Raw genomic sequence first — 11,971 nt, forward strand, 5'->3', positions numbered from 1 at the left:
ATTTTCTCTATCGTTGATAGATGTTGGCTTGATGAATCTCGAGAAAACTTGCAGGTTGAGCTAAATCGGTAAAGCCAAATTGACGATATAAACCATGTGCATCCGCCGTTGCAAGTAACATGCGTCTTAGATCTGAGGAGCCACATTTTTCAAATAAAGTACTCACAATTAATTTTGAATAGCCTTTGCCTCGATGCTCATCGGCGACATAAATATCGGCTAAATAAGCAAAAGTTGCATAATCCGTAATGGCACGACCAAAACCGATGAGTTCATCATCGATAAGTAAGGCCACGGCCAAAGAGTTTTCAATCGCTTTTTTCACCACATGTTTTGGAATATCTTTTGACCAATAGGTATGGCTTAAAAAGCGATGCACGGTGTCTAAAACTATTTCATTTTTGTCATCAGTAATTTTTAAATTATTTGGCAGAGGATGGATGTCCATAGCAATACACACTTGAGCTTTTGATCTATAGTTATATTTTTAAAGCAGATCTCCATTCGCTGTAAATGTTTATTTTGATGGATTTAGACCTGATGCGAATGCCGCTCTGTTGCGCTGACTGCTGAATTGCGTTTTATCAAAGAAAAAAAGCAGTGAATTTGCTAAAATGGCGGCTGATTTAACACTGCCTCCAAACCTATGACTGAACTGCTCCAAGATGATGAATATGACCGCCGTTTTGCTGGCGTAGCCAAAATATATAGTGATGAAAGTTTTCATCATTATGAAAAAAGTCATGTCATGGTGATAGGGATTGGTGGTGTAGGCTCATGGGCGGTCGAAGCTTTAGCGCGTACTGGTATTGGTGAGCTGACCTTGGTCGATATGGATGTGGTTGCTGCATCGAATATTAATCGACAATTGCCTGCCATGAGCACGACATTGGGACATGAAAAAATTGAAGTGATGGCAGAGCGATGCCGTGCGATCAATCCCCGAATCAAAATAAATTTGATTGATGATTATCTCACACCCGAAAATGTCAAAGAAATTTTGGCAGGTGCTCCTGACCTAATTTTAGATTGTATTGATGATGTGAAGGCCAAATTTGCCTTAATGCTACATTGCCGTTTTAATAAAATTCCGTTGATCGTTTCCGGTGGAGCAGGGGGTAAACTTGATCCGCTGAAAATCCGAGTCGCAGATTTATCAAGAACAGAGCAAGACCCGATGTTAGCCAAATTGCGCACACAATTACGCGGCAAAGGCATTTGTAAAAAGCCGAAAGAAAAGTTTGGGATTACCTGTGTTTATTCGATTGATAATCCATTTTCCAGTGCTGATGTTTGTCCAAGTGCGGGCTTACGTTGTGGTGGATATGGTTCAGCAGTAGTGGTGACGTCCAGCTTTGCGATGGTGGCTGTGTCAGAGGTGCTCAAAAAACTTGATGCAAAACGAGCAAAAGCATGACAGCTATCTCATTTTGAAAAAAAATAAAGCACCAAATTCGGTGCTTTTTTTGTATATAGAATTAAAATCAGACACAATGTTGGAATAATTAAAATATTGATTTTTTTGGGGCGAGTATGTGGTTTTTACTGATACTAATTTTGGGGATGGGAGCACTTGCGTTTTGGATGTGGAAAAGACCCGATCCAGTGAAACGCGATCAGGCTAAAGCGGTTGGGCATGACTTGTGGATAGACCAATTAGATGCACAGCTGAAATTTGCAGAACGTTTAATGCTTGATGCACCAACCGACTATGCGCGTGCCTATGAGTTGTATCAAAATTTGGCCAAACAGCATGAAATTCCACAGGCCTATGTCGCTATGGGACAGATGCATTTACAAGGCTTAGGCAGAGAAGTCAGTGTGGAAAATGCGCTGGCTCTATTGGAAAAAGCCAATAGTTTAGGCAGCGATGATGCTGCATATGTGTTGGGACAAGTTGAAGAAGGTATCTATGGCGGTGTACCCAATCTTGAAAAAGCGCAGTATTGGTATCGACATGCGATTTCACGCGGTCATTTGGATGCACAATATCGACTCGCCGAACTAAACCCAGAAGATCAAACACATGCCGAGCAGCAACATTTAGATTTGTTGCAAAAAAATGCGGGCAATGGACATGCCAATTCACAGTATCAATTGGCACAGTTCTATTTAAACCAAGCCACGCCAAATATTGCTCTAGGATTGGAATATTTACTGAAAGCTGCCCAACAAGACCATATGGCGGCTATTCAGCAATTGCAGCAATTCTATGCACAAGGAAAGTATCTTGCGCAAAATGATGAAAAGTCATTGCAATATTTAAAGCGAGGATTGCTACTCGGGCACCAGAAGCAGTTGTATGAATATTATCAAGCAGTATTGATGGGTAAAATCGACGTCGATCAGCGTCAGCGGGTTTATCATGATCTTTTGCAGCAGGCCAAAGAGCACAAAGTTGCTGCAGCCAGCCGATTATTAGGTATTGCACATTTTCATGGTTGGTACTTGGAGAAGCAGGAAACTTTAGGTTTTCGCTTTCTGACCGAAGCTGCTCAACTTAAAGATGCTGAAGCGATTAGTCTTATTGCCGCACTGTATTTTGAAAAGTATTTGGTTCGTGATGATCCGCAAAAAGCATTTGAGTTATATCAAACAGCGTATCAATTCAAACCCTTATTCATTAACCAAGTCGGTTTAGCACTATGCTATCTACACGGCGTCGGTGTTGAGCGAAATATCAAGCAAGCGCAGCAACTTTTAGTTGAAGCGGCAAGACACTTAAATGATATGTCCATTACTTGTGTCGCCGATCAGAATTATGTGATTGGACGTTTTTATGCATTGCCAGAATATCCTTTACCACATCGTGATCAGTGTCTGAGTTATCTGGAAAAAGCCGCAGAACAAGGTTCGCAGGATGCTGCTTGGTATCTCTACCGTTTAGCCGTGGACAATATCTTGCCTGATCTACAGTTTGATGAAGCTCAAAGCCAGCGGGCATTGTTGAAAGCGGCAAAATTAGGTCATCCTGATGCACTCACGCAACTAGGTCTAGTTAATTTAAAAGGACAATGGGGAACACAAGATTTCCAACAAGCATTGCAGTATTTCTCGCAAGCGGCAGCATTGGGAAATGTGACTGCCTTGTACCAGCTTGGTGAAATGTCAGAACATGGTTTAGGTGTACAGCAAGATTTAACCCTAGCGCATAGCTATTATGCACAAGCGGCTCAGGGGATGAGTGCTGCGGCGTTAACGCGATTGGGCTATTTATATATTCATGGCATGGGCGTAGAGCGTGATCTTAAAATTGCACAGCAATATTTGGAAAAAGCGGCCTTGCAAGGCTATGTCGAAGCACAAGAACAATTGGAGAATATTCACGCATTTTTAAATACTAATTAATCGTGATGCAAGGTAGTAAGGTGGTATGAAGAGACCTGAAGTTTAGTTTGATGGTCTCTACATTTTTTTAATGCAGAAATAAATAGAGTAAAAATAACATAAAGAATTGATGTAGAAATTTGAATTTTTACTTACATAAAACCCAAAAAAGCAGGCAGATTATGCCTAGAAAAATATGAGTTTTTTTGATTAAATACCCCGCATATTTTATAAAAATCTGATTTTAGATAATAACGATGCTGAACAATATATATTCTGCACTTGAGAAATTGGGCATTAGTCCACAAAAACGTGCCTTGCATATTCAATTTTCCAATACCACGCTGAATGAACAAGTATTCTTGCAACGTATTGATGGGGAACATGCCTTAAGTGAAGGTTTGAATGTTCAGCTCATCTGTCTCTCAACTTCTGCCACGCTCGAACTGAAACAATTTATTGGTACGCAAGTCGCAATCGATCAGGTAACCGATGCGGGTCAACTTTTTCGTATTACCGGGATCATTACAGAAGCATTTCAAGGCCAAAGTGATGGTGCATTAACGCTATATAAGTTGACCTTAGAAGATGCAACGGCATTGTGGCATAAGCGTCGTAATAGCCGCGTGTTTATGAATAAATCGGTCAAAGATGTGGTCGAGATTATTTTTAAGGAATGGCAAAAAAAGAGCCCACTTTTTGCAGCGAGCTTAAGTTTGGACTTAAGTGGCTTAAAAAAAGAGTATGACGTTCGACCATTCATGATGCAAAGTAATGAAACCGACTATGATTTTATTACTCGCTTACTACGCAGTGAAGGCATTCATTGGTTGGTTGATGAAGCTCAATCTTTTGTAACATCGTCTGTGACACCCATAGCAGCTCAAAAGCTACGTTTGATTGATGAAAATAGCCAATATCAAGCTTTGGAGCGACGTAATATCCGTTTTCATCGTAGTAGTGCGACTGAAAAAAATGACAGTATGACCAGTTTTATCGGTCAGCGCAGTCTGCAACCGACGTCGGTGCATGTGCAGCGGTGGCAGGCGGATGTGCTTGAACAGGACGAGGGTGGTGGTGCAGTACAAAGCAAGCACCTACATAGTCAAAATCAAGATAATGCGAGCTTAAGCTTAGAGCAAGCATGGCATGTGAGCCCTGCATGGATGCAAGATCTGAATGGTGAAGATGCTGCAACAGCTTCTAATAGTGCTCAAGTTGAACGTCTCAATCAAAATTTTAGTGATTATTATGCAGCTCAAGCCAAACAATTTATTGCTAAAAGTACCGTGCGTGATACACAAGTTGGTTATTGGTTCAAATTGGATGAGCATCCAGAGATTGACCAGCATCGAGGTGCCGATCAAGAGTTTTTGATTTTATCCAAGTCTTTTTATAACCAAAATAATTTACCCAAAGACTTAACCGATCAAGTTACACAACTGATCCATCAAAGTCAGTGGCAAGTCAAACAAAGCGATGCTGATGAACGCCAAGCCAATACCTTGGCTTTGCAACGTCGAAATATTACGACCGTCCCTGAATTTAATCCGCTTACACATCGACCAGTAACACATCCGCAGCGTGCTAAAGTTGTGGGTCCTGCCGGTGAAGAAATCCATGTTGATGAATGGGGGCGGATAAAAGTCCGTTTTCTGTTTACCCGTTCAGATGATCATGGTCATGATGGCGGTGCAGGTGCGAACAATAATGACACAGACTCGGCTTGGGTCGATGTACTGACCCCTTGGGCCGGCGAAGGCTATGGAGCGCGCTTCTTACCTCGAGTTGGTGAAATAGTTGTCGTTGATTTCTTTGATGGCAACATTGACCGACCTTTTGTCGTGGGTCGTATTCATGAAGCGCAGCGTAGTCCCACTAAATTTGACAATAAAGGACAATTACCAGATACCAAAAAACTTGCGGGAATTCGTTCCAAAGAAGTGGCGGGAGAGGGTTTTGGTCAATTACGCTTTGATGACACCACGGGGCAAATTAGTACCCAGCTGCAAAGTAGTCATGGTGCGAGCCAACTGAACCTCGGTAAGCTCAGTCATCCAAAAGATAAAGCAGAAAGTGAAGATCGGGGTGATGGTTTTGAGCTGCGGACCGATCAATGGGGGGCGCTACGAGCTGGACAAGGTTTATTGGTGTCGACTTATAAACAAGATGAGGCGAAAGGTGAGCACTTAAATGCAAATGAAGCCAAAAGCCAAATTGAAAGTTCCTTAAAGAGCTCTAAGGCATTAAGTGAGGTTGCCAAGAATCAGCAGACAGACCCACTGGAAGTTTTGGAAGGGCTTCAAGCGTTTATCGAAGTTTTAAGTCAAAAAGATGAGAAAAAAGCAGCAGAATTTAAGTCTGCGATCATGGTGTTGGCTTCCCCCAATTCAATTGCTTTAAGCAGTAATGAAGACATCCATGTGTCAGCAGATGGTCAGATTAGTCATACAGCAAGCGATAGCATTAACATCTCCACACAAAAGTCTTTAATTGGGCATGCAAGCTCTAAGATCAGTCTATTTGCAGCGCAGGAAGGCGCACGGATGTATGCAGGTAAGGGTAAAATAGAAATTCAAGCACAAATTGATGGAATTGATCTGATTGCTCGGAAAGGCATTCAGATTATTTCAACAGAAGATACTGTTTATATTACCAGTCCGAAAGAGATTAATTTAACTGCGGGTGGTTCACAAGTGAAAATTAATGGTTCAGGCATATTTCCAACCACAGGTGCGAAGTTTGAAAGTAAGGCAGGACAGCATAAATTTATTCCTGGAAAAAAGGTGAATAATGAAGTACCGCAACTTCCGATATGCGAGATGCGTATTGCTAGTGCTGCTGCGAAAGGAGATGCTTTGGTGGAGTTAGCATAATGTATTTTTATCATAATAAAGTTCATGAAACTATAGAATATGATTATGCGATCGTAGATCCTAATTTAAATGCAGATTATTTCTATGAAATAGAAGATAAGCTTATTTCTTTAGCCCCAAATTATGCAAATAAGAATATGAAAGTTTTTCCTTACTTGTTGAGATTAAATCGTGTAGATCAATCTTTAATATCAGAGATATTTAAACAAGATAAAAAAAACTTACGACAAGGAAAGAATACATTTTTACCTTTTATATTTAAAAGTATGCCAACGAGGGAACCAGATATAGTCGAGCATCTTAAAAAAAAAATAGTATATGAGTTGAATGGCCGATTTTTTTTATATCGTTTTTTTGATCCGAAAATTTGGATTCAATTAAATTATTTTAAATCGTCAGGCTTTATTGAGCTAAATAAATATTTTAAAAATATTAGATTGAATATTTATGATTCATATTGTTTTTTTAATGAGTATTTAGGTGAAAAGGATGAGTATGATTGTTCAATTGATTATGAACTTTTGATTAAAATAAATATTTGTAATAATTTCTTGAGTTTGATTCAGTTTAAATCTTATAGTATTTCTGATTATTATAAAAAAATTGTAGAGGTTTATAACTCTATTAATTTAATAGAGCATATGGAAATTGAAAAAACAAATGATAAAGTAGCTATTTTGTATCATATGGAACTTCTTGGAAAAAACTATATATATTCTGATTTTTTTGAAAAATTGCTAATTAGTAAAAAAGGCTATGAACAAGCAAGTAAATTAATTGAAAATTTAATGTGGCAAGATTTTTTTATAAAAAATAATATTTTCGATGAAGAGTTGAAAAATAAGGTGATGTATGGCTATTAATGATCTAAATTGTAACTTTTGCAAGAGAGATGAAGGTTTAAGAGTATTTCTAACGAGACCTCTTTTAATTAAAGGTAAATCAGATATATCTTCATTTGGAAGTAACGAAGATGATCCAGCTTATATCAAAATTGAAAAAGATTATCATAATATAGTTGAACGCTATTCAGGAGGAAGTGTATTAGAAAATCTAAAAAATGATGTTCAAAGAGATACTGAGACTAGTAGTTTAGAAGGTTTAGAGGAAACAGAAAGAGATTATAATAATTTTAGAAATTTTGAGTACGACAAATATTCAATTTCTGAAAATTTTTGTTTTACACAAACTTTGTTGCGAACGGGTTTTATTTATGTGTATTATCCTAAAAACAAGATGTTAGAAGAGTATTATATTTCTAAAAATGGTTTTATTAAAAAAATTAATAAAAATGAAAGTCTGTCTGCTACAGAAGAGCCTTGCACTCAATGGCATCACAGATTAAATGCTTTAACAATTACGATACTTAAACCACAAGATCATCCAATCGTTTATTTAACTTTTTCAGATGTAAGATGGTCTAATGATATAAAAGAACGTAAAGTTCATAATTCTAATTTTTATGAAAAATTGCAAAGTTTTTCTCCTCAGAAATGGGTAACAGGAGAAGATATGCAAAAATTATTACCAATATCAGTAGATACTATTAATGTGATAGAAGATGCACGACTAGAGAATATAAGTAGAGAGGACAAAAAAAGTTTTAGTATTAGGCCTTCGATATTAGGAACTGCAAAAATACCTTCAAATAAGCCTAAAAATTTAATACCGAAATATTTAGCAGATTCTTTAACTTTTAAAGATAATTTGAACTCAGTAAATAATGGTTTTATTCAAGCATTAGATCGATTAGGTACATTTACATTAACAACTTCTAATGATAGTTATGTAAAGTTAGAAGATCCTCGAGTTTTTGATAAATTAAATGAAGATGAGCGAAATTTTTTACTTGAGAACCCTTCTGATTTAAGAGCTTATAATGGTTTAATATTTTGCTTAGATGACCCTATTGGTAATGCAATGGATGCCGGTAAATATGTTACAGACTTTTATGCTGAAGCAGTTGAAAGCTCAGAATTTTTTTCTGATATAGAAAGAACAGCTATACAAGTTAATAATTTAAGAAAACAGATTCAGCATATTAACTTAATTGAAGAGCAGTATAAAAGGCAAGCAGATTTAGATAACTCAAAAGCTTGGGGAATATTTGGAAGGGGGGTAATTGGTGCTACGAATCCGCAAGCTTTAGAATATTATGATAATGAGATGGAGAATATTAGTCCGGAAAAGCTAAAAGAACTAAATAAGAAAGCTTTCAAAAAATTTGACGATTGTATTGATCATTACTTATTAGATAGTGCTCTACTTTCTGCTCAGACAAAAGATATATTGATTTATACATCAGTAAAAGAATTTGAACAAACTTATATCAATATTTTAACTTCAGATATATTTAAAAAAGTTTTTAAATTTTTTTTTGATGAAAGTGATTTAGAAAGTAATATTGATTATGTCAATATCGTTTCGTTAGTTGTGAATGGAATTTCTGTAAGTTCAAATCTTGTGAATTTTGTGGAGGAAAATTATTTAAATAAAGAAATTTCTGATGAAAATTTTATTTTAAATGGTTTGGTAGCAAACAATAATGAAATCAAGAAAATAATATCTAATCCTGTAGGGTTTACTACACTTTATTTACCAGCCTTAACAGACTCAATTAATAAATTTATTGGTGAACTCAATACTCCAAAACTGAATATTTTATATGATTCATTGGGACAATCTTTTGTTTCACTACAAGCTGCCATTACAAAAATTAAACCGGGGAATTCGATTGCAGTAGATAAATATAGAAGAGAAATTATTTTATTAAACAGTTGGGGAGCTAAATTAGGGGATGGGGGAAAAAAGATATATACCTATAGAGGTTCAGCTGAAAATCTACAAAGAGGAATTGCACATTTGGTGCATGAGATGGCATTACAAAGTGGCAATAAGCGTGCTATAGAGAATATCGAGCAAGCACTTAATAATAATACTTCAGGAATTTCTAAAAAAATATCGGAATTTTCTGATTTAAAAGGGACTATTTCAGTTGATTTTGTACTGAACTCTAACTCAAATATTCCTTTTAATATCACCACAAATAAAGACTTAAGTCGTGCATTGGTAGAACAATTCGAAGTAGCTTTGAATAATGATGCACTCAATTTTTCACAAAATCATTTTCAAGCTTTTTTAGGGATTACAAGTGGTATATTTCAAACATTATTTATTAAATCTAGTTATGAAGGGTTTATAAAAGATCCAAAAAGTGCAGAATATATATCGAAATTCTTTGGTGGAGTCGCATCAATTGGTTATGCAGTAACTGATGGTGTTTATAAAATTTCAAGTACACTTGCGTCGGCTAATGCATTACGTACAGGAAGCGCTTATACGCAAAACGAAGTGATGAAAAGGCTTTTTAGCGCAAAAGGAAATAAATATGCAGTTTTAATAACCACATATATGACTACAGGAGTTGATGCTTTTAAGGGGATAAAAAGCATTATAGTTGATAGAGAGCGAAATTTAGATACTTTTACAAGTACTGGTGGAAATGCGCTGATGCTAGTTGCGACTCATATCATGTTCAGGGGTACCAATCAGATGAAAGCTTTGGCAATTGTAATGTTTTCTATTGGTCTCGGTGTTTTATATTGGAATGCTAAAATCAAAGAAAGTAGCCTCCAGCAGTGGCTTCGATTATCTTTCGTTGGTAATAAAGAAGGGTTAAAAGGCGTTCCTTATACATCTTATGCACAGCAACAGAAAGATTTCTCTAAAGTATTTTCATAAGGATTGATGAGTTATGCCAACTTCAGTAGGTCAATGGCCTAAATATCGTAAAAATATAGCTATCGAAAAATTAAAACCCAATAAAAAACTATTGGCCAAACCTATGATTAATGCTGAAAACTGTAATCATTTGTTTGCAATTACTCAAATGAACAGTACTTTTTTAGATACTGAAAATAAATTTTATACACACAAAGGGCATTTTAATGCCCAAAATCTTTATTTTTTTTCATTCGCATTTGCTGCATTAGTTCTTATGCCTATTTATTATTTTGTTTTTAGAGGGTATGAGTTTGATTTATTTTCTTATGTTATCGGCTTTATGTTTGTTTTCCCATTTTTTATAGCTTACCCTTTATTTTTTAATTACAAACCTGATAATAATAACTTTACACATTTTCCTATTCGCTTTAATCGTAAAAATCAACGTGTTTATTTTTTAGATATGCAGGGAAAATTTCAATCTGGAAATTGGCAAGATATGAAATTTTGTATTGTTCAACCAAATTCATTCCAAGGTGATTATGAAATTTGGGGTTTTATATTAAATAAAGAATCTCAACTTATTGAACATACTGTAGCGATTGGTCCACCTGTACCTTCAATAGAATTGTTAGAGTCTTTCTGGGGGATGATTTGTATATATATGGCAGAGGGGCCAGAAAAGCTTTATCCCAAAGATATAAAATCACTAGAAAATGATGAATATAAGATTTTTTCTAAAGTCACATTTTGTAATGACATTGTCGGAAAAAAAGAATCTCGTGAATTTAGTTATTACCGTGTGGATATTAATAGTTTTGGTTCGAAGTTCTTTTACTATTTACGTTTACTTATCTTAGAGTCTGTATTTTGGAAGTGGGGAAGAGTGTATGCTATGTGGAATTGCAAAGTGCCAATGTGGCCAGAATCAATTTTAAAAGATTGTACGATTGATAAGGATGATCCTTATATCGTTAATGCTGACATCAATAAGTATTTTCATTACGATGCGAAGTCAAGAAAAGTGTATATAAAAGATACAGATATTGAAAATTAAAAAACATATCTTTGGTTATGATATTTTTGAACACAACATTCCTTTTTCCAAGTTGGAAGAAGGTGATGTTTTACTCAAACCTGACGATACGACCAAATATAAACGTAATCATAATTGGTCATTTATCAGAATGAATGATGACTATATTGAATTGATTGATCAATCCTATGCAAGGTTAGGCAAAGGGATTAGTCCTTTAGTTTTGATGTCTCCAATACTTTTTTTTATATTTTATATTTTATATTTATATTTCACTATTGATGATAGTAATGATTTGTCTTTATCTTTTTCAATATTTATTGTCACATGTGGAGTTTCACTAGTTTTTATATGTCTCTATGCTTTTCTTAGCCCATATTTTAAATACGACCATAAACAATCTATTTGTAAGCCTATTCTTTTTAACCGAAAAACAGGCAAGGTTTTTTTCTATATTAATGATCAAGAATATATAGAAAAAAAATGGACGGATGTGGTCTATATCATGGGTAGTAGTTTTGGGCTTTCTGGTATTCCTCTACGAGAACTTCGGGCACATATCGTTGAAGACGGCATATTGAAACATACCTTTGTGATTGGCTTTCCAATGATTGGAATATTCCGCACCCAAGGTTTATGGACCTTTATCTGTCACTTTATGATGAAAGGGCCAGAGGAGCTATATCCCAAACCGCATCCTATGTACGGTACCATCGATCCGTTTACCCAACTAACTTATTGTCAAAAGGTCGTGGGTGCAAAAGAAAGTTGGAGAGATACATGGAAATCATTTCGAATCATTTATCATTATAATTGGGTTCCAGCTTTATTTGCTTATCCATTTGATGTGTGTAACTTTGTTGCACGAAGAATTTTACTGCATATCAAACCATTGCCCGTTTGGCATGAAGATGTAGTACGAAAAAACAAAATGGATTTAGAGCGCCCAGAGGAAGTCAGCGCAAAAGATAATTTTGAATTTACGATGTTTAAAATGATGGATAAATAA

General features: G+C 35.8%; 8 protein-coding genes. 7 read left to right on the forward strand and 1 reads right to left on the reverse strand.

Annotated elements, in window-relative coordinates; translation table 11 throughout:
- Nucleotides 1-7 precede the first annotated feature (7 nt).
- On the reverse strand, nt 8-448 hold the full coding sequence (locus FTU29_RS09670; RefSeq protein ID WP_180121560.1) for a GNAT family N-acetyltransferase: 441 nt from the start codon (nt 446-448) through the stop codon (nt 8-10).
- A 198-nt stretch (nt 449-646) separates the two neighbouring features.
- Between FTU29_RS09670 and FTU29_RS09675 the strand changes: the two genes are divergently transcribed.
- The 7 genes from FTU29_RS09675 to FTU29_RS09705 all read left to right on the forward strand — a co-directional run bounded on the left by FTU29_RS09675 (nt 647) and on the right by FTU29_RS09705 (nt 11,971).
- Complete coding sequence (locus FTU29_RS09675) at nt 647-1,417, forward strand: ThiF family adenylyltransferase (RefSeq protein ID WP_180004537.1); 771 nt, start codon at nt 647-649, stop codon at nt 1,415-1,417.
- A gap of 116 nt (nt 1,418-1,533) precedes the next feature.
- Nucleotides 1,534-3,348: a tetratricopeptide repeat protein gene (locus tag FTU29_RS09680; RefSeq protein WP_180121562.1), complete on the forward strand. Its 1,815-nt coding sequence runs from the start codon at nt 1,534-1,536 to the stop codon at nt 3,346-3,348.
- A gap of 236 nt (nt 3,349-3,584) precedes the next feature.
- Nucleotides 3,585-6,203 carry a type VI secretion system Vgr family protein gene (locus tag FTU29_RS09685; RefSeq protein ID WP_180121564.1) on the forward strand — a complete coding sequence of 873 codons (2,619 nt, stop codon included), beginning with the start codon at nt 3,585-3,587 and terminating at the stop codon, nt 6,201-6,203.
- A complete protein-coding gene (locus FTU29_RS09690; protein WP_180121566.1) occupies nt 6,203-7,066 on the forward strand; it encodes a hypothetical protein in 864 nt (287 codons plus the stop codon). Before FTU29_RS09685 ends, FTU29_RS09690 begins: the two co-directional genes overlap by 1 nt.
- A complete protein-coding gene (locus FTU29_RS09695; protein ID WP_180121568.1) occupies nt 7,056-9,944 on the forward strand; it encodes a toxin VasX in 2,889 nt (962 codons plus the stop codon). Before FTU29_RS09690 ends, FTU29_RS09695 begins: the two co-directional genes overlap by 11 nt.
- A gap of 13 nt (nt 9,945-9,957) precedes the next feature.
- A complete protein-coding gene (locus FTU29_RS09700) occupies nt 9,958-10,983 on the forward strand; it encodes a DUF6708 domain-containing protein (RefSeq protein ID WP_180121569.1) in 1,026 nt (341 codons plus the stop codon).
- Nucleotides 10,964-11,971: a hypothetical protein gene (locus FTU29_RS09705; RefSeq protein WP_180121664.1), complete on the forward strand. Its 1,008-nt coding sequence runs from the start codon at nt 10,964-10,966 to the stop codon at nt 11,969-11,971. Before FTU29_RS09700 ends, FTU29_RS09705 begins: the two co-directional genes overlap by 20 nt.

Source organism: Acinetobacter sp. YH12086 (genome assembly GCF_013419345.1).
In the GTDB taxonomy this organism is placed as follows: Bacteria; Pseudomonadota; Gammaproteobacteria; order Pseudomonadales; family Moraxellaceae; genus Acinetobacter; species Acinetobacter amyesii.

Excerpts from the sequence above, each read along its gene's own strand:
- FTU29_RS09685 (WP_180121564.1), top strand. The coding sequence starts at position 3,585 with ATGCTGAACAATATATATTCTGCACTTGAGAAATTGGGCATTAGTCCA.
- FTU29_RS09670 (WP_180121560.1), bottom strand. The coding sequence starts at position 448 with ATGGACATCCATCCTCTGCCAAATAATTTAAAAATTACTGATGACAAA.
- FTU29_RS09695 (WP_180121568.1), top strand. The coding sequence starts at position 7,056 with ATGGCTATTAATGATCTAAATTGTAACTTTTGCAAGAGAGATGAAGGT.
- FTU29_RS09700 (WP_180121569.1), top strand. The coding sequence starts at position 9,958 with ATGCCAACTTCAGTAGGTCAATGGCCTAAATATCGTAAAAATATAGCT.
- FTU29_RS09680 (WP_180121562.1), top strand. The coding sequence starts at position 1,534 with ATGTGGTTTTTACTGATACTAATTTTGGGGATGGGAGCACTTGCGTTT.
- FTU29_RS09690 (WP_180121566.1), top strand. The coding sequence starts at position 6,203 with ATGTATTTTTATCATAATAAAGTTCATGAAACTATAGAATATGATTAT.
- FTU29_RS09675 (WP_180004537.1), top strand. The coding sequence starts at position 647 with ATGACTGAACTGCTCCAAGATGATGAATATGACCGCCGTTTTGCTGGC.